General features: G+C 75.0%; 21 protein-coding genes. 7 read left to right on the top strand and 14 right to left on the bottom strand.

Annotated features, from left to right (window positions below):
- Nucleotides 1-32 precede the first annotated feature (32 nt).
- Both HLV61_RS04530 and HLV61_RS04535 read left to right on the top strand, forming a co-directional pair.
- A complete protein-coding gene (locus HLV61_RS04530; protein WP_369253197.1) occupies nucleotides 33-677 on the top strand; it encodes a DUF3000 domain-containing protein in 645 nt (214 codons plus the stop codon).
- 184 nt (nucleotides 678-861) lie between these two features.
- A complete protein-coding gene (locus tag HLV61_RS04535) occupies nucleotides 862-2,100 on the top strand; it encodes a ribonuclease D (protein ID WP_369253392.1) in 1,239 nt (412 codons plus the stop codon).
- Nucleotides 2,101-2,227: 127 nt separating this feature from the next.
- Here the strand turns inward: HLV61_RS04535 and HLV61_RS04540 are convergent, their stop codons facing one another.
- The 3 genes from HLV61_RS04540 to HLV61_RS04550 form a co-directional block, all read right to left on the bottom strand.
- Nucleotides 2,228-3,514 (bottom strand): sugar ABC transporter permease, encoded by a 1,287-nt coding sequence (locus HLV61_RS04540; RefSeq protein ID WP_369253198.1) that lies wholly within the window; start codon nucleotides 3,512-3,514, stop codon nucleotides 2,228-2,230.
- A 3-nt stretch (nucleotides 3,515-3,517) separates the two neighbouring features.
- A complete protein-coding gene (locus HLV61_RS04545; protein WP_369253199.1) occupies nucleotides 3,518-4,318 on the bottom strand; it encodes an ATP-binding cassette domain-containing protein in 801 nt (266 codons plus the stop codon).
- Nucleotides 4,319-4,389: 71 nt separating this feature from the next.
- Nucleotides 4,390-5,502, bottom strand: coding sequence for a sugar ABC transporter substrate-binding protein (locus HLV61_RS04550; protein ID WP_369253200.1), 1,113 nt, complete (start codon nucleotides 5,500-5,502; stop codon nucleotides 4,390-4,392).
- Nucleotides 5,503-5,745: 243 nt separating this feature from the next.
- Between HLV61_RS04550 and HLV61_RS04555 the strand changes: the two genes are divergently transcribed.
- Nucleotides 5,746-6,969 carry a thiolase family protein gene (locus HLV61_RS04555; protein WP_369253201.1) on the top strand — a complete coding sequence of 408 codons (1,224 nt, stop codon included), beginning with the start codon at nucleotides 5,746-5,748 and terminating at the stop codon, nucleotides 6,967-6,969.
- Entirely contained in the window at nucleotides 6,966-9,050 is a 2,085-nt protein-coding gene (locus HLV61_RS04560) for a 3-hydroxyacyl-CoA dehydrogenase NAD-binding domain-containing protein (protein WP_369253202.1), read from the top strand. Before HLV61_RS04555 ends, HLV61_RS04560 begins: the two co-directional genes overlap by 4 nt.
- A 95-nt stretch (nucleotides 9,051-9,145) precedes the next feature.
- Here the strand turns inward: HLV61_RS04560 and HLV61_RS04565 are convergent, their stop codons facing one another.
- Both HLV61_RS04565 and dxs read right to left on the bottom strand, forming a co-directional pair.
- Entirely contained in the window at nucleotides 9,146-9,433 is a 288-nt protein-coding gene (locus tag HLV61_RS04565) for a thiamine-binding protein (protein WP_369253203.1), read from the bottom strand.
- The gene (gene dxs / locus HLV61_RS04570; RefSeq protein ID WP_369253204.1) at nucleotides 9,430-11,349 is read right to left on the bottom strand and encodes a 1-deoxy-D-xylulose-5-phosphate synthase; all 1,920 of its coding nucleotides are present in this window, start codon (nucleotides 11,347-11,349) and stop codon (nucleotides 9,430-9,432) included. The genes HLV61_RS04565 and dxs overlap by 4 nt, the downstream gene beginning before the upstream one ends.
- A gap of 219 nt (nucleotides 11,350-11,568) precedes the next feature.
- Between dxs and HLV61_RS04575 the strand changes: the two genes are divergently transcribed.
- A complete protein-coding gene (locus HLV61_RS04575) occupies nucleotides 11,569-12,753 on the top strand; it encodes an ROK family transcriptional regulator (protein WP_369253205.1) in 1,185 nt (394 codons plus the stop codon).
- A 62-nt stretch (nucleotides 12,754-12,815) separates the two neighbouring features.
- Here HLV61_RS04575 and HLV61_RS04580 read toward each other — a convergent pair whose 3' ends face one another.
- From HLV61_RS04580 to HLV61_RS04600, 5 genes are all read right to left on the bottom strand, one after another.
- Nucleotides 12,816-13,184 carry a hypothetical protein gene (locus HLV61_RS04580; RefSeq protein ID WP_369253206.1) on the bottom strand — a complete coding sequence of 123 codons (369 nt, stop codon included), beginning with the start codon at nucleotides 13,182-13,184 and terminating at the stop codon, nucleotides 12,816-12,818.
- 84 nt (nucleotides 13,185-13,268) lie between these two features.
- Nucleotides 13,269-13,496: a DUF4177 domain-containing protein gene (locus HLV61_RS04585; protein ID WP_369253207.1), complete on the bottom strand. Its 228-nt coding sequence runs from the start codon at nucleotides 13,494-13,496 to the stop codon at nucleotides 13,269-13,271.
- 302 nt (nucleotides 13,497-13,798) lie between these two features.
- On the bottom strand, nucleotides 13,799-14,206 hold the full coding sequence (locus HLV61_RS04590; RefSeq protein WP_369253208.1) for a DUF732 domain-containing protein: 408 nt from the start codon (nucleotides 14,204-14,206) through the stop codon (nucleotides 13,799-13,801).
- The gene (locus HLV61_RS04595; protein ID WP_369253209.1) at nucleotides 14,203-15,522 is read right to left on the bottom strand and encodes a class I SAM-dependent RNA methyltransferase; all 1,320 of its coding nucleotides are present in this window, start codon (nucleotides 15,520-15,522) and stop codon (nucleotides 14,203-14,205) included. Before HLV61_RS04595 ends, HLV61_RS04590 begins: the two co-directional genes overlap by 4 nt.
- Complete coding sequence (locus tag HLV61_RS04600) at nucleotides 15,515-17,557, bottom strand: APC family permease (protein WP_369253210.1); 2,043 nt, start codon at nucleotides 17,555-17,557, stop codon at nucleotides 15,515-15,517. The genes HLV61_RS04595 and HLV61_RS04600 overlap by 8 nt, the downstream gene beginning before the upstream one ends.
- Before the next feature lie 169 nt (nucleotides 17,558-17,726).
- On the opposite strand from HLV61_RS04600, the gene HLV61_RS04605 reads away from it, so the two are divergent.
- A complete protein-coding gene (locus HLV61_RS04605) occupies nucleotides 17,727-18,392 on the top strand; it encodes a potassium channel family protein (protein WP_369253211.1) in 666 nt (221 codons plus the stop codon).
- Nucleotides 18,392-19,060: a potassium channel family protein gene (locus HLV61_RS04610; protein ID WP_369253212.1), complete on the top strand. Its 669-nt coding sequence runs from the start codon at nucleotides 18,392-18,394 to the stop codon at nucleotides 19,058-19,060. Before HLV61_RS04605 ends, HLV61_RS04610 begins: the two co-directional genes overlap by 1 nt.
- Here HLV61_RS04610 and HLV61_RS04615 read toward each other — a convergent pair.
- From HLV61_RS04615 to HLV61_RS04630, 4 genes are read right to left on the bottom strand one after another with little or no spacing between them, the layout of a single operon-like run.
- Entirely contained in the window at nucleotides 19,057-19,956 is a 900-nt protein-coding gene (locus tag HLV61_RS04615; protein ID WP_369253213.1) for a DUF3159 domain-containing protein, read from the bottom strand. The genes HLV61_RS04610 and HLV61_RS04615 overlap by 4 nt on opposite strands.
- The gene (locus tag HLV61_RS04620) at nucleotides 19,953-20,330 is read right to left on the bottom strand and encodes an OB-fold nucleic acid binding domain-containing protein (protein ID WP_163475775.1); all 378 of its coding nucleotides are present in this window, start codon (nucleotides 20,328-20,330) and stop codon (nucleotides 19,953-19,955) included. Before HLV61_RS04620 ends, HLV61_RS04615 begins: the two co-directional genes overlap by 4 nt.
- Nucleotides 20,327-21,133, bottom strand: coding sequence for an alpha/beta hydrolase family protein (locus tag HLV61_RS04625; protein ID WP_369253214.1), 807 nt, complete (start codon nucleotides 21,131-21,133; stop codon nucleotides 20,327-20,329). The genes HLV61_RS04620 and HLV61_RS04625 overlap by 4 nt, the downstream gene beginning before the upstream one ends.
- The gene (locus tag HLV61_RS04630; protein ID WP_369253215.1) at nucleotides 21,130-21,849 is read right to left on the bottom strand and encodes a DUF3710 domain-containing protein; all 720 of its coding nucleotides are present in this window, start codon (nucleotides 21,847-21,849) and stop codon (nucleotides 21,130-21,132) included. Before HLV61_RS04630 ends, HLV61_RS04625 begins: the two co-directional genes overlap by 4 nt.

A 21,849-nucleotide genomic window follows, 5' to 3' on the forward strand; every position in this document is an offset into this window, starting at 1 on the left:
CAGACCGGGCTCCCGGCCCCTACCCTGCGAGCGTGGAGCCACGCAGCCTGGCCGGGACCCGGGACGGGGCCGGTACGCGCGCGGGCTCCGGCGGACCCGGGGACGACCGGCCGGCCGACTTCGTCGCCGCCCTGGAGTCCCTGGCCGCGGTGCGGCCCCGCACCGAGATCGTCGTCGAGGGGATCCCCGCGCCGCAACGCCTGGCGCCCTTCGCGCACGCGCTGGCCGCACGGGTCCCCGAGGGCGAGGGCGACGACGAGGTCGAGCTCGCCGTCGCCCGGTTCATCGTCCTGCACGACCCCGCCGGTCACGAGGCCTGGGACGGGACCACCCGCTGCGTCGGGTACCTGTCGGCGAGCACCGACGAGCACATGGTCGACGACGCGATGTTCTCCGAGGTCGCATGGAGCTGGCTGACCGACGCCCTCGGCGACTGCGGCGCGGCCTGGCACGCGCTCGGCGGCACCGTCACCCGCACCGCCTCCACCCGCTTCGGCGACCTCGCCGGCCCGGAGCACTCCGTCGACGTCGAGATCCGCGCGTCCTGGACCGCCGAGGACACCGCCCTCGGCCGCCACCTCGACGCCTGGCTGGAGGTCCTGGCCAACGCCGCCGGGCTCCCGCCGCCGGGGGTCGCCCTGCTCGGCCCGGCCGGCACCGCACCCGAGCCGCCCTGAGCCGAGCACTGCTGCTCCGGGCACTGCCCCCGGGAGGGACGCGCGCCCCACGCGGTCTCTACGATCGGGGGGACACGCAGACGCACTCCCCCGGGTCCCGCGCCGCTCCGCTCGCGCACCCGGGAGCCGAGGGGCGCACGGACGGGACGGGCGAGAAGGTGGACGGCAACTGAGCACCGAGCCCCTGCCCGCCGACGCCCGGGACGACGACCTCGAGCCGGACGCTCCCGAAGCGATCCCGCTGCTGGCCCCGCGCGACGGCCTGCCGCCGGTCATCGACACCCCCGAGGCGCTCACCGGCTACGCCGACGCGCTCCGCGCCGGCAGCGGCCCCGTCGCCGTCGACGCCGAGCGCGCCTCCGGGTACCGCTACGGCCAGCGCGCCTACCTCGTGCAGCTGCGCCGCGCCGGTGCCGGCACCGGACTGGTCGACCCCATCCCGCTCGGCGACCTGTCGGTCGTGAAGGACGCGATCGCCGACGCCGAGTGGGTGCTGCACGCGGCCAGCCAGGACCTGCCCTGCCTCGCCGAGATCGGCATGGTGCCGGAGCGCATCTTCGACACCGAGCTGGCCGCGCGCCTGGCCGGGCTGCCGCGGGTGGGCCTGGCCGCCGTCGTCGAGTCGCTGCTGGGCTACTCCCTGGTCAAGGGCCACTCCGCCGCCGACTGGAGCACCCGGCCGCTGCCCGACGAGTGGCTGGTCTACGCCGCCCTCGACGTCGAGGTGCTCGTCGACCTGCGCGACGCGCTGGCGGCGCTGCTGGACGAGCAGGGCAAGACCGCGTGGGCGCGCCAGGAGTTCGCCGCGGTGCTCGCCGCGGGCACGCCGCCGCCCCGGCAGGACCCCTGGCGGCGCACCTCCGGGGTGCACGGGCTGCGCAACCGGCGCCAGCTCGGGATGCTCCGCTCCCTGTGGCAGGCGCGGGACGACCTCGCCCGCCGGCGCGACGTCGCCCCCGGCCGGGTGCTGCCCGACGCGGCGATGGTGTCGGCCGTCCAGGCCGATCCGCAGACCGAGGCCGCGCTGCTGGAGCTGCCGGTGTTCCGCGGCCGGGCCAACCGGCGGCTGGTGGGCACGTGGTTCGGCGCGTTGGCCCGCGGCCGGGCGCTGCCGGAGGCCGAGCTGCCGCCACACAGCCGCTCGGGCGACGGGCCGCCGCCGGTCAACCGCTGGGCCGACCGCGACCCCGCCGCGGCCAAGCGCCTCCAGGCCGCCCGCACGGGACTGGCCGCGCTCTCGGAGCAGCACGGCGTGCCGGTGGAGAACCTGCTGTCCCCCGACCTGGTCCGCCGGCTGATGTGGACCCCGCCCGAGCCGCGCGACGCGGGGACCGTCGCCGCGGCCCTGCGCGCCGGCGGCGCCCGCGAGTGGCAGGTCGAGCTGACCCGCGACCTCCTCGCCGAGGCCCTCGCCCGCGCCTGAGCGAGGACCCCGGCGCCCCCACCCCTCGCACGCTCGCGGCGGGACCCTGCGCCGGGGCCGCACGGCCACACGGGAAGGGGCGGCCCCGGCACGAGCCGGGACCGCCCCTTCCTGGCGGGATGCGGTGCTAGTGCCCCGTCGCAGCCGCCCGCCGCCGGGCCAGCGCGTCGACGCTGGCGGCCAGCAGCAGCACTCCACCGGTGATGATGAAGTTCAGGTACGCCTCGGTGCCCAGCAGGCCCAGCCCGTTGGCGATGATCGCCACCACCAGGCCACCCAGGACGGCGTCGCGCACCCGTCCCCGGCCGCCGAAGAGGCTGGTACCACCGATGACCGCGGCACCGACGGCGTAGAGCAGCGTGTTGCCGCCGCCGGACCCCGGCGCCACCGACCCGAGCCGGGCGGCCGCGACGATGCCGCTGATCGCCGCCAGGGTCGAGCCGATGACGAACACGGCCACCCTGATCCTGGTGACGTTGATGCCGGCCCGCCGGGCCGCCTCGGCGTTGCCGCCGACCGCGTAGACGTGCCGGCCGAAGCTGGTGCGGCCGAGCACGAACGTCAGGAGCAGGAGCAGCAGGACCACGAGCGGGATGGCGTACGGGATCCCGGCGAGCACCACACCGACGGCCGGGGCCCGGTCGACGCTCAGCACCGCCGTGACCAGGACGACGACCGCCGCGATCACGCCGATCCGCACGAGCACCACGGCGAGGGGCGAGTGCGCGAGCCCCCGGCCGCGCAGGACGCGGAACCGGTTGAGCTGCACCGCGGCGTACACGGCGATGACCACCAGGGCGAGGACCCAGCCGAGGGCGACCGGCACGTTCTTGTCGCTGATCGCCGAGATCACCGGGTCGCGCACCGGCACCGTGCCGCCCTCGCCGATCAGCCGCAGCGTGAAGCCCTGCCAGCCCAGGAAGAGCGCGAGTGTGACGACGAACGACGGGATGCCGACCATCCCGACGAGGCTGCCGGTGAACAGGCCGATCACCACGCCGGTGAGGATGGCCGCCGCCACCGAGACGTACCACGGCGCGCCGGCGTCGGCGAGCAGCTTGGCCATGACCGCGGCGCAGACGCCGCTGACCACACCTGCGGACAGGTCGATCTCGCCCAGGAGCAGGATGAAGACCAGCCCCATCGCCAGGATGATGATCGGCGCCGCCTGGTCGGCCAGGTTGGCCATGTTGCGCGGCGTCAGGAACGTCTCGGGGCGCAGCGCGAAGAACAGCAGGCCGAGGGCGACGATGCCCAGGATGGCCGGCAGCGCCCCCAGGTCACCGCCCCGGACGCGGTCGACGTAGGCCCGGGCCGTCTCGCCGAGGGACCCCGCGGTGCGGTCGGCCTCGAAGCCCGACGGGGCGCCGCCGGGCTCCTGGGCGCTCGTCGGGGCGGACATCGTGCTGGACATGGGTCAGACCTCCACCGCTGCGGCTTCGGCGGGCGCGATGCCGAGGGTGCCCGACCGCCCCGCCGTGATGAGCTCGATGACCTGGGGGCGGTCGACCTGCGAGATGGGCACGTCGGCCGCCATCCGGCCCAGGTAGAGCGCCGCCACCCGGTCGGACACCTCGAAGACGTCGACCATGTTGTGGGTGATGAACAGGACGGCGTGGCCGGTGTCGGCCAGCCGGCGCACCAGGTCGAGCACCTGGCGGGTCTGCGCGACGCCGAGGGCCGCGGTCGGCTCGTCGAGGATGACGACCTTGGACTCCCACAGCACGGCCTTGGCGATGGCCACGGTCTGCCGCTGACCACCCGACAGGCTCGACACCAGCTGGCGGACCGACTTGAGGGTGCGGACCGAGAGCTTGGCGAGGGTGTCGCGGGCGGCGGCCTCCATGGAGGCCTCGTCGAGCAGGATGCCGCGCTTGCGCTCGCGGCCGAGGAACATGTTCTGGACGACGTCGAGGTTGTCGGCCAGCGCGAGGTCCTGGTAGACGACCTCGATGCCGAGGGCGGCGGAGTCCCGCGGGCCGGTGACCGACACCGGGTTCCCCTGGAACAGGATCTGGCCGCCGTCGATCGCGTGGATCCCGGCGATGGCCTTGATCAGCGTGCTCTTGCCGGCTCCGTTGTCACCCACCAGCGCGGTGACCTGACCCGGGAAGACCTTCAGGTCGACCCCGTGGAGCACCTGGATGGCGCCGAAGCTCTTGGTGACGCCGCGGAGCTCGAGGATGGGGGTCCCCTCGTCCGCCTGCGGAACGGTCATGGCGGTCCTCTCTCGGTACAGGCCTGCGGGGCGTCTCCCGAGCATGTCAGGAGACGCCCCGCAGGGAGGGGTCAGGAGATCCCGAGCTCCTGGCACGCGGCCGCGAAGTCGCCGGTGCACAGCTCCTCGGCGCTGACGAACTCGTCCTCGACGACGTCACCGACGTTGTCGCGGAAGATGGCCTGCGGCGTCAGCAGGACCGACGGGACCTCACGGCCGCCCTCGGTGTCCTCGACCGTGCCGGTGGTCTCGCCCTCCTCGCCGTTGATCAGCGCGACGGCCAGCTCGGCGAGCGCGTTGGCCTCGTCACGGACCGACTTGTAGACCGTCATGCACTGGTCGCCGGCGAGGATGTTCTGCAGACCCTCGACGCTGGCGTCCTGACCGGTCACGTTGGCCTGGCCGGCGGCGTTGTTGCGCCCGAGGATCTGGATCACCGAGTTGGCGAGACCGTCGTTGGCGGCCAGGACGCCGGCGATCTGGCCGCCGGCCTGGGTGTACATCTGCTCGAAGATCGTCGCCGCCTCCTGGTTGTCCCACTCCGGGACCGCCTGCTCGGCGACCTGCGGGTACTGCGTCAGCGGGTCGAGCACCTCGTGGGCGCCCGAGGAGAACAGCGTCGCGTTGTTGTCGTCCGGCGAGCCGTTGAGGAAGGCGATCGGCCCCTCGGTGACCCCGTTGGCCTCCAGGCACTGCTGCAGACCCTGGCCCTGGAGCCGGCCGACCTCGGTGTTGTCGAAGGAGACGTAGTACTCCGCCGAGCCGCCCAGCGTCAGCCGGTCGTAGTCGATCGTCGCGACGCCCTCGTTGGCCGCCTGCTCCTGGATCTGCGCACCCGAGGCCGAGTCGAGGTTGACGATCGCGAGCACGGTGGCGCCCTCGGTGATCATCTGCTCGGCGATGGTCGCCTGCCGCTGGGCGTCGCCCTCGGCGTTCTGGATGTCGTACTCGACCCCGGCCTCCTCGAAGGCCGCCTCGAGGTAGGGGCGGTCGAAGTTCTCCCACCGCACCGAGGACTCGGTGTCGGGGAGGATCACGCCGACCTTGCCGGCGGCCTCGCCGCCACCCTCGCCGCCGCCACCGCCGCCGCCGCCGGTGTCACCACCGCTGTCGCCGCCACAGGCGGCCAGGCTGAAGACAAGGGAGGCCGCGAGGGCCGTCATCGTGGTGCGCCGTCGCGCCATGGATGGGTCCACCATTCCGTCGGGAATCTGCAGAAGTGCGGCGGCCAATATGCGCTCCCCATCACACGGGTTGCAAGCCCGGGTCGGTGGCGTTGCCGGACCGTGACCCTTCCGGGGTGCGTGCGGACCGCCCCGACACCCCCGAGGGGTCGGGTCGCGCTTGGTCAAAGGGTTACCGACGGGTAACTTCGCTCCTGCCGCCCCCGGCTCCGGAGGACGGCTCCCACTGCTGCGGAGGTCTGAGTGTCAACTGGAGAGCGGCGGCCGCGCTCGCTGCGCGAGGTCGTCTTCGTCGACGGCGTGCGCACTCCCTTCGGCAAGGCCGGCCCCACGGGCATGTACGCCGAGACGCGCGCCGACGACCTGGTCGTGCGCGTGATCCGCGAGCTGCTGCGCCGCAACCCGGCGCTGCCGGCCGGGCGGGTCGACGAGGTCGCCATCGCCGCCACCACCCAGATCGGCGACCAGGGGCTGACCATCGGCCGCACCGCCGCGCTGCTGGCCGGGCTGCCGAAGTCCGTCCCCGGCTACGCGATCGACCGCATGTGCGCCGGCGCGATGACCGCCGTCACCACCACCGCCTCGGGCATCGCCTTCGGCGCCTACGACGTCGCCATCGCCGGCGGCGTCGAGCACATGGGCCGCCACCCGATGGGCGAGGGCGCCGACCCCAACCCGCGGTTCTTCAGCGAGAAGCTGGTCGACGGCTCGGCCCTGGTCATGGGCTCCACCGCCGAGAACCTGCACGACCGCTTCCCGCACCTGACCAAGGAGCGGGCCGACGCCTTCGCCCTGGCCAGCCAGCAGAAGTACGCCAAGGCCGTCGCCAACGGGCAGATCGGCCCGGAGCTGGTGACCGTCTCCACCCGCAGCGCCGAGCACGGCTGGGGTCTGGCCACCGCCGACGAGCCGCCGCGGCCGGGCACCACCCTCGAGGGCCTGGCCACGCTGAAGACGCCGTTCCGCCCGCACGGGCACGTGACCGCCGGCAACGCCGCGGGCCTCAACGACGGCGCCACCGGCTGCATCCTGGCCGCCGAGGAGACCGCCGAGGAGCTCGGCCTGACCGCCGGCATGCGGCTGGTCGGCTACGGCTTCGCCGGCGTCGAGCCCGAGGTCATGGGCGTGGGCCCGGTGCCCTCCACCGAGCGGGCACTGGCCCGCACCGGCCTGTCGATCTCCGACATCGGCCTGTTCGAGCTCAACGAGGCCTTCGCCGTCCAGGTGCTGGCCTTCCTCGACCACTTCGGCATCGCCGACGACGACGAGCGGGTCAACCCCTGGGGCGGCGCCATCGCCGTCGGCCATCCGCTGGCCTCCTCCGGCGTCCGCCTCATGACCCAGCTGTCGCGGCAGTTCGCCGAGCGGCCCGACGTCCGCTACGGCCTGACCGCCATGTGCGTGGGCCTCGGCATGGGCGCCACCGTCATCTGGGAGAACACCGACTGGGAGGGCTCCACCACGTGAGCGCCACGTTCGAGAACGAGGTCGTGACCGCCGCCAAGGTGCGGTACCTGCGGGTGCCCGGCCTGGCCGGCGAGATCGCCCTGGTCACGCTGGACAACGGGCACGACCACACCCGCCCGTCCACCTTCGGCCCCGGCGGGCTGGCGTCGCTGGACGCCGCGTTGGACGAGATCGCCGCGCACACCCCGGCCCCCGCGGCCGTCGCGGTGACCGGCAAGCCGTTCATCTTCGCCGTGGGCGCCGACCTGTCCGGCGTGCCGTCGGTGACCGACGCCGCGGCGGCGCGGGAGATCGCCGAGACCGGCCACCGGGTGTTCCGGCGGCTCAAGGACTCGGCCGTGCCGACGTTCGCGTTCGTCAACGGCGCGGCGCTCGGCGGCGGCCTGGAGCTGGCGCTGCACTGCTCCTACCGCACGATCTCGAGCACCGCCGTCGTCGCCTTCCCCGAGGTGTTCCTCGGCCTGGTGCCCGGCTGGGGCGGCACGCAACTGCTGCCGGACCTGGTCGGGATCGACCCGGCGGTCACCGTGGTCGTCGGGAACGCCCTGGCGCAGAACAAGGTCACCTCCGGCCCGCGGGCGGCGGAGCTCGGCATCGCCGACGCGCTGTTCGAGCCGGCCGACTTCCTCGAGCGGTCGCTGGAGTGGGCCGCCGCGGTCCTCACCGGCGACGTGGAGGTGTCGCGCCCCGAGGTGGACCGCACCGGCTGGGACGCCGCGATCGAGCGGGCCCGCGGCATCGTCGCGGCCCGCACGCGCAACGCCTCCCCCGGCGCGCTGCGTGCCGTGGAGCTGCTCGACCTCGCCCGCGCCGGCGTCGACGGCGAGGCGTTCACCACCGGTACCGCCGCCGAGGACCAGGCACTCACCGACCTGCTGATGAGCGACGAGCTGCGGGCCGGCCTGTACTCCTTCGACCTGGTCAACAAGCGGGCCAGGCGCCCGGCCGGCGCCCCGGACAAGGGCCTCGCCCGCAAGGTCACCAAGGTCGGTGTCGTCGGCGCCGGGCTCATGGCCTCGCAGCTGGCGCTGCTGTTCGTGCGGCGGCTGGAGGTGCCGGTCGTCCTGACCGACGTCGACCAGGCCCGCGTGGACAAGGGCGTGGGCTACGTGCACGGGGAGCTGGACGAGCTGGCCGCCCGCGGCCGGCTCTCTCCCGACCAGCTGAACCGGCTCCGGGGCCTGGTCACCGGCGCGCTGGACAAGGCCGTCTTCGCCGACGCCGACCTCGTCGTCGAGGCGGTCTTCGAGGAGATGTCGGTCAAGCAGCAGGTGTTCGCCGAGGTGGAGGCCGTCGTCTCCCCCGAGTGCGTGCTGGCCACCAACACCTCGGCGCTGTCGGTGACCGAGATGGCCTCCGAGCTGGAGCACCCCGAGCGGGTCGTCGGCCTGCACTTCTTCAACCCGGTGGCGGTCCTGCCGCTGCTGGAGGTCGTGCGCGCAGAGCAGACCGACGACGCCGCGCTGGCCACCGCCTTCGCCGTCGGCAAGGCGCTGGGGAAGTCCTGCGTGCTGGTCGCCGACGCCCCCGCGTTCGTGGTCAACCGGCTGCTCACCCGCTTCCTCGGCGAGGTCACCTCGGCCGTGGAGCAGGGGACGCCGGTGGCCGTGGCCGACCGGGCGCTGGACCCGCTGGGCCTGCCGATGTCGCCGTTCGAGCTGCTCACGCTGGTCGGCCCGCCGGTCGCCCTGCACGTGGCCGAGCGGATGCACGAGGCCTTCCCCGACCGGTTCGCCGTCGGTGGGGGGTTGCGGACGATGGTCGAGCTGGGCAGGACCAGCGTCTACTCCGAGCCGGGCGTCGTCGACCCCGAGCTCGCGGGCATCGACGCCGGCGACTCCCCGCTGACCGAGGACGAGGTCCGCGACCGCGCGGAGCGGGCGCTGGCACAGGAGATCCGGCTGATGCTCGACGAGGGCGTCGTCCAGGCCGTGCAGGACATCGACCTGTGCATGCTGCTGGGCGCCGGTTGGCCGTTCTGGCTGGGCGGCATCTCCGCCCACCTGGACCGCACCGGCGTCTCCGAGGCGGTCACCGGCTCGCGGTTCCTGCCGCAGGGCGTGGCCTCGCTACCCGCCTGACGCCGTACACCTCCGCGGATGTGCTCAGGCACGTCCGCGGAGGTGCACACCGAACGAGACGGCCCGGGTCCCCCATGGGGGCCCGGGCCGTCCGTCTACCGGAACTTGTGCGTGAGGCTGTCCATCGTGCGGTCGACCGAGGCGACCTTCACGTGCGAGAGGCCGCTGGTCGCGCCGGCGGCGAGCATCGCCTCGTGGGCGGACCGCAGGGTGGCCCACACCGCGTCGGCGTCGCCCTCCAGCGTGGTCCCCAGGGCGCCCACCTCGGAGCGCAGCCCGGAGGCCTGGAGGACCCGGACGGCGGCCTCCACGAACGCGTGCGGGTCGTCGGGCGTCCCGGCCGGCGAGGGCGCGACCTGGATCTCGGCGATCACCCAGCTCATCGCTGGGCGCCGTCCACCCGCTCGGCCGACGTCTGCTGCTCGGCCCGCTCGGCGAGCACCGCGGTCCACTCGGCGATCCGCCGGGCGAGGTCCTGCTCGGTCAGGCCGCAGTCGGCCAGCACCTGCCCGCGGCTGCCGTGCTCGAGGAAGGCCTGCGGCAGGCCCAGCGCGCGCACCGGGACGTCGTGCTGGCGGTCCTGCAGCGCCTGCGCCAGCATCGTCCCGACCCCGCCGGCCCGACCCCCGTCCTCGACGGTGACGACCAGCCGGTGCGCGGCGGCCGTCTCGACGAGCTCGGCGGGCACCGGGAACACCCAGCGCGGGTCGACGACGGTCACGTCGATGCCGTGGTCGGCGGCCCGCTCGGCGGCGGCCAGGCACATCGGCACCATCGAGCCGACGGCGACGAGCAGCACCTCCCGCCGGTCCCCGCGGCGCAGCACGTCGACCGGGCCGCGCCGCTCCAGCGCCGGGACGTCGACCGGCGGCGGGCCCTTGGGGAAGCGGACGACGGTCGGCCCGTCGGTCACCGCGACCGCCTCGCGCAGCGCCTCGCGCAGCGTCGGCTCGTCGCGGGGCGCGGCCAGTTGCAGCCCCGGCACCACCGAGCAGATCGACATGTCCCACATGCCGTTGTGCGAGGCGCCGTCGGTGCCGGTGACCCCGGCCCGGTCGAGGACGACGGTGACCGGCTGGCGGTGCAGCGCGACGTCCATCAGCAGCTGGTCGAAGGCCCGGTTGAGGAACGTCGAGTAGACGGCGACCACGGGGTGCAGTCCGCCCATCGCCATGCCGGCCGCGCTGGTGAGCGCGTGCTGCTCGGCGATGCCGACGTCGTAGGTCCGCTCGGGGAAGCGCTCGGCGAACGCGGCCAGGCCCGTGGGGTGCAGCATCGCCGCGGTGACGGCGACGACGTCGCTGCGCTCGCTGCCGATGCGCACCAGCTCGTCGGAGAAGGCCGTCGTCCAGTCGCGGGCGACGGCGGGGCCGACGCCGCTGTCGGGGTCGAAGACGCCGGTGGCGTGCCAGGCGTCGACCTGGTCGGTCTCGGCCGGCGCGTAGCCGAAGCCCTTGGTGGTGACGGCGTGCACGATCACCGGGCCGCCGAACGAGCGGGCCCGCCGCAGCGCGGACTCCATGACCTCGACGTCGTGCCCGTCGACCGGCCCGACGTACTTCATGCCCAGGTCCTCGAACATGCCCTGCGGGGCGAGGACGTCCTTGACGCCCTTCTTGATCGCGTGCAGCGCGTCGAAGAGGGCCGAGCCGACGACCGGCGCCCGGTGCAGCGTCTGGCGGATGGCCAGCAGCGCCTGCTCGTACCCCGGACGCAGCCGCAGGCCGGCGAGGGCGTCGGCGACGCCGCCGATGGTCGGGGAGTACGAGCGGCCGTTGTCGTTGACGACGATGACCACCGGCCGGTCCTTCGCCGCGGCGATGTTGTTCAGCGCCTCCCAGGCCATGCCGCCGGTGAGCGCGCCGTCGCCGATCACGGCGACGACGGGGCGGTGCTCGCCGCGGACGGCGAAGGCCTTGGCCAGCCCGTCGGCGTAGGACAGCGAGGTCGAGGCGTGGCTGTTCTCGACCCAGTCGTGCTCGCTCTCGGCGCGGCTCGGGTAGCCCGACAGCCCGCCGCGCTGGCGCAGCCGCTCGAAGCCCTCGACGCGGCCGGTGAGCATCTTGTGCACGTAGGCCTGGTGGCCGGTGTCGAAGACGATCGGCTCGCGCGGGGACTCGAACACCCGGTGCAGCGCGATGGTGATCTCGACCGTGCCGAGGTTGGGGCCGAGGTGGCCGCCGGTGCGGGCGACGCTGGTGACCAGCGCGTCACGGATCTCCGCGGCCAGCGCGGGCAGCTGCTCGGGGGGCAGCGCCCTCAGGTCGGCGGGGTCGCGGAGCGAGCGCAGGAGCGACACGGCGCGGCGGTGTCCTCTCTGTCGGCGGCAGGGCACGGCACGTCGAGGGCCGCCGGTCAACTGTAGTCGCGTATCGACTCCCGCCTCCGGGCGAACGGGGTGCGTGCGCGAGGGGACGTTCCGTCACCGGCCGACGCGGCATCGGCCGCACACCCGGGCGGAGCCGTTCACTTCCGTCGGTGATTGACAGAACACCCGCCTGCTCCGACGATGCCCGCCATGGACCCCCGCCGGCCGTGGTTGCCCGACGTCTCGGGCCCCTCCCGGCGACTGGTCGAGGCGCTGCGGGTGAGCGGCCCCTCGACCCGGGCGCAGCTGGTCGAGCGCACCGGCCTGTCCCGCGCCACGGTGTCCGGGTACGTGTCCGACCTCGTCGACCGCGGCCTGGTCGCGCCGGCCGAGGCGACGGGCGCGGTCGAGACCGGTGGCCGCCCCGCCCGGCTGGTGCACCTCACCCGGCGGGCCGGCGTGGTCGTGGGGGTCGACATCGGGCGCACGCACGTCCGGGTCGCCGTCGCCGACCTCTCGCACGACATCGTCGGCGAGGAGACCACCACGCTGCAGGTCGCCGACCTCGACTCCGACGCGGTCCTGGACACGGTGGCCGTCCAGGTGCGCGCCGAACTGCGGCGCGTCGGGGCCTGCACCGAGGACGTCGTCGGCGCCGTCGTGGGCCTGCCCACCCCGGTCGTCGGCCGGGCGGCCAGCTCCCGCGGCACCGTGGCGCGCTCGAACATCCTGCCGACCTGGTCGGGGCGGACCCCGGCGCCGGCCCTGCAGGAGCGGCTCGGCGTCCCGGTCATCGTGGAGAACGACGCCAACCTCGGCGCCGTCGCGGAGGTCCGCTGGGGCGCCGGCCGCGGCTCGCGCGCCACCATCTACCTGAAGATGGCCACCGGCGTCGGCGGCGCGATCGTCCTCGACGGCGACCTGCTGCGCGGCGTCTCCGGCACCGCCGGCGAGATGGGCCACGTCAGCCTGGACCCGGCCGGCGCGCTGTGCCGCTGCGGCAACCGCGGCTGCCTGGAGCTGACGGCCGGGGGCACCGCGCTGCTGCAGGCCATCCGGACCGCCGCCCCGCACCTGGCCGACCTGCGCTCGCTGGTCGCCGGCGCGCAGGAGGGCGACCAGGCCTGCCGGCGGCTGATCGCCGACGCCGGCACGTCGGTGGGCCAGGTCCTCGGCGGGCTGGTCAACGTGCTCAACCCCGACCGCATCGTCGTCGGCGGCGAGCTGGGCACCGCCGGCGACCTGCTGGTGGACCCGCTTCGCCGGGCGCTCGGGCAGTCCGCCATCCCCGCCGCGGCCGAGCAGCTCACCGTGGTCCCCGGCTCGCTCGGGGCCCGCGCGGAGGTGCTCGGCGCGCTGGCCGTCGCGCTCCGGGAGGCCGACCGGCTCGGCTGACCGGGCCGTGCCCCGGGGGCCCGTGGTCGACGGCCGGGCCCCCGGGTGCCGCCCTCCCGCCGCTACAGCCGGGGGACCCAGACCTCGCCGCGCAGCGCCCCGGCGACCACCTCGACACCCCGCGCCGCCGCGGCCAGCCGGGCCCCCTCCCGCTCGTAGGCGGCGACGGCGGCCTCGATGGCGTCCGGCGGCAGGTGGTCGGCCAGGTCGACGCGCACCGTGCGCCACCCGGCGCGGGCCGCCTCGAGGCCGGCCGCGACGTGGTCGCCGGCCAGCCGGGCGAGCAGCACGGGATAGCGCCGCAGCACCTGGTGGGCACGGTAGTCGGGCGGGACGAGGTCGAAGAGCCAGGCGACCGCGGTGTGCTCCCAGTCGGGAGCGCCCACGGGCCGCACCTGCTCCGGCCAGCCCGGGGGGACGCTCGCGACCACGGGAGCATCCTGCCGTAGGTCGAACGCGTGTTCGACCCGGCGTGCGCTGCCGTTCCCCGGTCGTGACCCCCGGGTGCTGCCCGCCTAGGAGATCTGGCGCTTGAGCCAGAACTGCTCGAAGCCCCAGGTGCCGGCACCGCTGGAGTGGTAGCTGACCAGTTCCCAGCCCTCGGCGCCGAGCCCGTTGAGCACCGTGCTGGTGTCTCCCTGCTGCCGCTCCAGCTTCCCGCCGGGGAGCTTGACGCTCACCCCCGCGCGCTGCGACTCGGCGTCGTTGGCCGTGATGACCGAGGCGTACTCCCAGGAGGTCACCTGCCCACCGTAGCGAGGGCCGCTCGGCGGACCGGTCCCGGTCGCGGCCGTCCGCCGGCTACGGGCGCCGGTGGCCGGACCGGTTCTGGCCCGATCCGGGGCACGGTGCCGGCTCGGCCCGGGTCCCCCGCCCCCACAGCTCCGGAGCCCATGGATGGTCGACGAACACCAGCGGGTCGCCGACCTCGTCGTGCCGGTCGTCGGTCGCTCCGCTGTCGCGGCGGGCCGTCAGCTCGCCGCACACGGGGCACGTGTCGGGTCCGGCCACGTCCGGAGGGAGGCCCGCGGGTGGCACCCGGGGGTCAGGTCCCGGACGCCACGCCCTCGTGCTCGGGGCAGTACGTGGCCGTGGCCGCACCGTCGAGCCGGCCGGCCTCGTAGGCGGCGAAGCCGCTGTCCTCCAGCGCGGCGACGACGTCGGCGACGGCCACGCCCCGGTCGTAGGCGTCGCAGACCGCCAGCGCCAGGGCGAGGAGGTCCTCGACGCTGCCGTGGGAGGTGAGGTCCTGGTCGGTGACGAAGTCGGCGAAGACGCCGTCGGCGGCCTCCCGGTCCGACGCCGGGGCACTCGTCGTGGCGGCGGTGGCGGTGGCGGTCGCGGCCGGTGCGGCGCCCTCCCCGCTCGCGCAGCCGGCGAGCGCCGCCGCGGCGAGGCAGGGGGCGAGGCAGGGGGCGAGGCAGGGGGCGAGGCAGAGCAGGACCCGCCTCACTCCCCCGCGCCCGGCACCAGCAGCGCCACGCACTCGACGTGGGCGGTCATCGGGAAGGCGTCGAAGGCGCGCAGCGCGGCCAGGCGGTGGCCGGCCGCGGTGAACGCGGCGACGTCGCGGCCCAGCGACGCCGGGTCGCAGGCGACGTAGACGACGGCGCGTGCCCCGGTGGCGGCCAGCACCCGGCTCACCGCCGGCCCGGCGCCGGCGCGCGGCGGGTCGAGCACGACGACGTCGGGGTCACCGCCGAGCTCCTCGAGCAGGCCGGTGAGCCCCTCGGCGTCCACCTCGCCCTGCCACACCTCCGCCTGCGGCAGCCCGGCGAGGTTGGCCTCCGCGGCGGCGCACGCCTCGGCGTCGGCCTCGACGCAGACCACCCGGCCGGACTCCCCCACCGCCGGCGCCAGGGCGCCGCCGAACAGGCCCGCCCCGGCGTAGAGGTCGAGCACCGACTCACCGGGGCGCACGCCGGCTGCCTCAGCGACGGCGGACACCAGGGCGTCGGCGGCCGACCCGTGCACCTGCCAGAAGCCGGTGCCCTCGACCTCCCAGTCCCGCCCGGCCGCGCGGCGCCCGGCCCGCCCGCCGGGCTCGGCGGGGACGTCGTCGCCGGCCCGGAGGACCCGGGTCGACGTCGGCACGCCGCGGCGGTCCAGGCGGGTGGTGGTCACCGTCCCGGCCGAGTCGACGGCGACGTCGACCGCACCGGCGCCCGGCCAGCGCCGCGCCAGCACCGCCTGCGCCGCGGGCTCGACCGTGATCGGGCAGTCGTCCAGCACGACGACGTCGTGCGAGCGGTGCCGCCGCAGCCCCGGCGCACCGGTCCGGTCGACGGCGAAGCGGGCCCGCGACCGCCAGCGCAGCGGACCGCCGGCCAGCGGCTCGACCTCGAGGCCGGTCAGCAGCGGATCGCCGGCGGCCACCCCGCCGAGCCGGGTGAGCTGCTCGCGGACGACGTCGGCCTTGAGGCGCCGCTGCCCCTCCCAGGAGACGTGCTGCCAGTCGCAGCCGCCGCACCTCCCGGGGCCGCTGTACGGGCAGGGCCGCTCGACCCGGTCGGGCGAGGCCTCGAGCACCCCGACGGCGTCGGCGCGGCAGTAGCCGGGCTGGCGGTCCTCGGTGACCCGCACCAGCACCCGCTCCCCGGGCAGCGCGTGGCGGACGAAGAGCACGCGGCCCTCGTGGCGGGCGACGCAGTGCCCGCCGTGCGCGACCGGGCCGACGTCGACCTCGAACTCCCGGCCGGTCCAGCCCCCGCCCCGGTCCGGCCGTGGCGCACTCCCGCCGCGCGGACGCGGACGGCGCCGCTCAGCCATACGGGGTGGCCTCCACCTGGTCCTCGGTGAGGCCGCGGCGCAGGTCGCCCGGCATCGGGCCGTCGCGGCGGTCGTCCTCGCCGCGGCCGACCGAGCTCTCCAGCTGCCACGGCACCGTGGTGATCATGACGCCGGGCTGGAACTGCAGCCGGGCCCGCAGCCGCAGCGCGCTCTGGTTGTGCAGCACGTTCTCCCACCAGTGCCCGACGACGTACTGCGGCACGAACACGATGACCAGCTCACGCGGGCTCTGCCGGCGGATCGCCTTGACGAAGTCGACGACCGGCCGGGTGATCTCCCGGTACGGCGACTCGAGCACGGTGAGCGGCACCGGGATGTCGTAGCGCTCCCAGTCGGCCTGCAGCCCCCGGGTGTCGCTCTCGTCCACGTTGACCGTCAGCGCGGTCAGCACGTCGGGCCGGGTGGCGCGGGCGAAGGCCAGCGCGCGCAGCGTCGGCTTGTGCACCTTCGACACCAGCACGATCGCGTGCACCTTGCTGGGCAGCAGCCGCGCGTCCTGGTCGGGCACGAGCTGCTCGGCCACGTGCGAGTAGTGCCGGTTGATGGCCTTCATGAGCAGGAACAGCACCGGCATCACCAGGATCACCAGGTAGGCGCCCCGGGTGAACTTGGTGGTCACGATGATCGCCAGCACCGCCGTGGTGAGCGTGCCGCCGACGGTGTTGATGACCTGCGAGCGGCGCATCGCCCGCTTGGCGGCCGCGTCGTCGGAGAGCCGGATCTCGCGGTTCCAGTGCCGGACCATGCCCCACTGCCCGATCGAGAAGCTGGTGAAGACGCCGACGATGTACATCTGGATCAGCCGGTTGGGATCGGCCTCGAAGGCCAGGATCAGCAGCGCCGCGAAGCCGGCCAGCAGCAGGATGCCGTTGCTGTAGACCAGCTTGTCGCCGCGGGTGTGCAGCTGGCGGGGCAGGAACCGGTCCTGCGCGAGCACCGAGCCCAGCAGCGGGAAGCCGTTGAAGGCGGTGTTGGCGGCCAGGACGAGCACCAGGGCGGTGGCCGCCTGGATGTAGAAGAACCCGACCGAGGTGTCCCCGCCGAAGGTCGCCGCGGCCAGCTGGGCGATCACCGTCCGCTGCGGGTCGGTCTCGCAGTCGCCGGGGAACCCGACGAGGTCGCAGGTGTTCTCGGCGTACTTGACGCCGCCGATCAGGGCCAGCGCGGTGACGCCGGCGAACATGGTCGCCGCGATGCCGCCCATGAGCGCCAGCGTCGTCGCGGCGTTCCTCGACTTGGGCGGGCGGAACGCCGGGACGCCGTTGGCGATCGCCTCGACACCGGTCAGCGCGGTGCACCCGGAGGCGAAGGCGCGCAGGGCGAAGAAGACCAGCGCCAGGCCGCCCAGGTCGTCGTACCCCGGCTCGGCGGTGATGGACCAGCCGGCGCTCTCGGCGACGACGGGGTCGCCGGTGACGAAGTCCCGGATCAGCCCGGTGACGATCATGACCATGATCCCGGCGACGAACAGGTACGTCGGGACGGCGAAGGTCTTGCCCGACTCCCGCACCCCGCGCAGGTTGGCCGCCGCCAGCACCGCGACCAGACCGACGGCGATGAGCACGCGGTGCTCGTTGAGCGTGGGGAACGCCGAGATGATGTTGTCGGTGCCGGCCGAGACCGACACCGCCACGGTGAGCACGTAGTCGACGAGCAGGGCGCTCGCGACGGTGAGGCCGGCGAACTGCCCGTGGTTCTTCATCGCGACCTCGTAGTCACCGCCGCCCGAGGGGTAGGCGTGCACGACCTGCCGGTAGGAGAGGACGACGGTCGCCAGCAGCAGCACGACGACGACGGCCAGCCACGGCGCGAGGAAGAGGAAGGCGGTGCCGGCCAGCGTCAGGACGATCAGGATCTCCTGGGTGGCGTAGGCCACGGAGGAGAGCGGGTCGCTGGCGAAGATCGGCAGGGCCAGGGACTTCGGGAGCAGGGACTCCCCGACGCGGTCGCTGCGGACCGGACGGCCCAGCACGAGCCGTTTGGGGAGTTGTCCGAGGTCGGACAGCTTGGGCACGGCGGCGATGGTACGGACGCCGAGGCACCCGGTGCCGCCCGCCGCGACGGTGCCGCCCGGAGGGGTCAGGTGATCCGGCACGCGTCCCCGGGGTCCCCGGACCCGGGTGTAGCTTCGCGCCCTGGACCGCGGGCGGACGGCGCCCGCGCGAGGCATCCGGGAGCGACACGTGCACGTGGTCGTCATGGGCTGCGGCCGCGTCGGCTCCGCGATCGCGCGGCGGCTGGAGCAGATCGGCCACAGCGTCGCGGTGATCGACCAGGACCCCGAGGCCTTCCGCCGGCTGGGGCCGGACTTCGGCGGCCGGCAGGTGACCGGCCTGGGCTTCGACCGGCAGACGCTGCTCGACGCCGGCATCGACTCCGCCGGGGCGTTCGCCGCGGTCAGCAGCGGTGACAACTCCAACATCATCAGCGCGCGCGTCGCCCGGGAGACCTTCGGCGTCCAGCACGTCGTCGCCCGCATCTACGACTCCAAGCGCGCCGAGGTGTTCGAGCGCATGGGCATCCCGAGCGTGGCCACCGTCCCGTGGACGGTGAACCGGCTGCTGCGCGAGCTGCTGTCGGTCAAGGTCAGCGAGATCTGGCGCGAGCCCACCGGCCGGGTGCTGCTGATGCGCGTGACCGTCACCGATGGGTGGGTGGGCCGCAAGCTCGCCGAGCTCGAGGCCGCCTCCGGTGCGCGGGCGGCGTGGCTGGTCCGCTTCGGCGAGGCGCAGCTGCCCACCGCCGGCACCGTGCTGCAGGACGGTGACCAGCTCGTGGTCGCGGCCACCGACGAGATCTCCGACCGGGTGCACCAGACGGTCGAGCGCCACGAGGGGGGCAGGGCCTGATGCGCGTCGCCATCGTGGGCGCCGGGGCGGTCGGCCGCTCCATCGCCGGGGAGCTGCTCAACAACGGGCACACCGTGATGCTCATCGAGAAGGACGGCCGCAAGGTCCGCACCCGCTCGGTGCCGGGCGCGGAGTGGGTGCAGGCCGACGCGTGCGAGGTCTCCTCCCTCGAGGAGGCCCAGCTGGCCACCTGCGACGTCGTCGTGGCGGCCACCGGCGACGACAAGGCCAACCTGGTCGTCTCGCTGCTGGCCAAGACCGAGTTCGCCGTCGCCCGCGTCGTCGCCCGGGTCAAGGACCCGCGCAACGAGTGGCTCTACACCGAGGCGTGGGGGGTCGACGTCGCCGTCTCCACCCCGCGGGTGCTCGCCGCGCTGGTCGAGGAGGCGGTGACCGTCGGCGACGTCGTCCGGTTGATGAGCTTCCGCAAGGGCGCGGCGAACCTGGTCGAGATCACCCTCTCCGAGGACACCCCGTGGGCCGGCCGGCCGCTGCGTGAGGTGCCGCTGCCCCGCGAGACGGTGCTGACGGCGATGCTGCGCGGCGACCGGGTCATCACGCCGACCCCCGACGAGCCGCTCGAGGTCGGCGACGAGCTGCTGTTCATCACGCACGCCGACGTCGAGGAGCAGCTGCAGCAGGTCCTCTCCCCCGAGATCGTCCGCTAGCCGGCGTCCGGGCGGCCTCGCGGCGGCGTCCGGGGCGCGTCGCCCTCCGTGGCGACGCGGTGGCGGTGCAGGCGCGAGATCACCCAGAACGTCAGGGCCAGCGCGGCCGCGGTCACGGGCAGGCCGAGCACCAGCGAGGCGACGCCGAGCAGGTCGTCCTCGTCGGCGAGGTAGAGCGGCGTCTGCACGGCCACCCGGAGCAAGAACGTCAGCGCCCAGACGACGGTCAGCCAGCCGTAGGCGCGCACCACCCGCGGGTCGTCGCGCCAGTGCCGCTCGGGCTCCGGGTCGGCCGGGCGCTCACCGGACACGGGCTCCGCAGGGGGTCGGGGGTGCAGCCGGGCGCGCGCGCTGTCGACCCGCCCGCGCAGGCCGGGCACCGTCTGCGCGGCCATCGACCCCATGTGGCTGGGCGCGAGGAACTCCGCGAGCACGCCGACCAGGGGCCAGCGCAGCGGCACCGACCCCAGCAGGACCACACCGATGACGGCGTTGCGGATGATCCCCGGGACGTAGAAGTTGCGGGCCTGCCCGGAGGCGGCCGCGATCGCCACGGCCACCGCGACGCCGAACAGGCCGCTGAACGCCTGCTGGAGGCTCTCCCGGCGCACCAGCCGGAACAGCAGGACGAGCACGGCGGCGCCGATCGCCGCCCAGATGCCGGTGCGCAGGCCGCCGATGGAGTTGGCGACGATGAAGGCCAGCGTGGGCAGCGAGGCGTCGACCATGCCGCGCCAGCCGCCGAGCTGCTCGAGGACCGTGTGCCGGTCGAGCGTCATCCCGCGCCCGCCGGTCCCGGCGTCGCCGGAGGTGGTGTCGGAGGTGGTGCCGTGCTCCTGCTGTGGTGCTGCTCCCCCCGGATCACGCCGGCCGTCGTCGTCGGCCGCCGGGATCACCCCGCGCTCAGCTCGTACCAGGGGTTGTAGATCACCTTGCGGCCGTCGAACTGGGCGAAGCGGCCTCGCGCGGTCATCGTCCGGCCGGGCTCGATGCCCGGGATCCGTCGCCGGCCGAGCCAGACGAGGGTGACCGAGCCGGACCCGTCGAACAGCTCGGCCTCGAGGGTCGGGACCGTCTCGCGCGGGGTGTAGACCACCGACTTGAGCCGGCCGGTCACGGTCACCACCGCGCCCTTCCGGCAGGCACTGACCTGCTCGCAGCCGGCGCGGTCGGCCTCCTCGCGCAGCTCCTGCGCGTCGATGGCGGAGTCGTCGGCGGTCAGCCGCTGCAGCGTGCGCGCGAGCCAGCCGCCGGGACGGGTCTGTGTCACGGTTCCAGAGTAGTGCCGGTCCCGCGGCCGGCGGTGTGTTCTCCCAGCCACTCGCGGACGACGGCCCACGCCTCCCCCGCCACGTCGACGGGCACGCGGTGGTCGCCCGGGACGGTGCGCACCGTCACCCGGTCGCCGGCGTCCGCCGCTGCGGCGGCGTAGCGCTGCGACTGCTCGAGCGGGACGACGTCGTCGTCGGTGCCGTGCACGCACAGGACGTCGGCGCCGGTGGGCAGCAGCCGCACCGGGTCGGCGACGGTGTAGCGGTCGGGCACCTCCCCCGGCTCCCCGCCGAGGAACTCCCGGACGGCGCCCAGCCCCTCCCGCAGACCCAGGCGCTGCTGCGCGGCGTGCCGCAGGTCCAGGACCCCGGCCTGCAGCACCGCCGCGGTGACGCCCACGCGCGGCGCGGCGCCCGGGGCGCCGGCCGGCAGCCGCCCCCGCCCGGCCGCCCAGGCGGCCAGGTGCCCGCCGGCGGAGTGGCCGATGACGGTCAGGGCGCCGAGGTCCAGCCGGTGTGCGTCGGCCAGGTCGGGCAGCGCGTCGAGGGCGGCGGCGACGTCCTCGAGGGTGGCCGGCCACCCGCCGCCGGTGCCGACCCGCCGGTACTCGACGGCGACCGCGGCGTACCCGCCGGCGGCGAGGTCGGCGGCCAGCGGGCGGGCCAGCTCGACGCCGTACGCCGCTCGCCAGAACCCGCCGTGCAGCACGACGGCGACAGGCGCCGGCCCCTTCCCGTCCGGCAGCGTCAGCTCGAGGAACTGGTCGGGGTGTGAGCCGTAGGGGACGACCGCGGGCGTCACGCCGGAGGCCCCGGCGGGGTCGCCGGACGTCCCTGCTGCTGGACCGCCTGCTGCTGGCGGGCGAGCTGCTCGGCGGCCTGCGGCGGCAGGGTGAGCGGCAGCTGCTCACGCACCGGCATCGGCTGGGTGCCCCGGACGACGACGATCCGGCGGAACACGTCCTCGAGCACCGCGGCCGCCTCGGGGGACTCGGCGGCCGGGCCGCTGATCATCCCGCGGAGGAACCAGCGCGGTCCGTCGACGCCGAGGAACCGGGCGGCCCGGCGCACCGGCTTGGGCGGGGGGCCGCCGGGCTGGGCCGGGGGCGTCACGACGACCGTGCCGGTGAGCTCCGGGCCGAAGGGACCGTCGGCCTCCTGCAGACGCCCCCCCTGCCCCGACGCGCTCCTCGCCAGCTCGGTGCGGACGTCGTCCCAGATGCCCGTGGCGCGGGGCGCGGCGAAGGCCGAGACCTGCAGCACCGAGTCGCCGTAGCGCAGCGTCGCACCGACGACCTTCTGCTGCTGGTTGAGGTCCACCCGCAGCTCGGTGCCGGCCAGTGCCGGCAGCCGCAGGGCGCCGAGGTCGACGCGGGGGGTGCCGTCGTCGGGGACGTCGGACTCGTCGTAGGGACCGCTGGTCTCCTCGACCTCGCGCTCGCGGTGCTGCGGCTCGGGCGGGACGCCGCGCTCGCGCAGTGTGCGGTCGATGCGGTTGCGCCGTCGTCCGAAGGGCAT

Source organism: Geodermatophilus amargosae (assembly GCF_041028265.1).
Classification (GTDB): Bacteria; Actinomycetota; Actinomycetes; order Mycobacteriales; family Geodermatophilaceae; genus Geodermatophilus; species Geodermatophilus amargosae_A.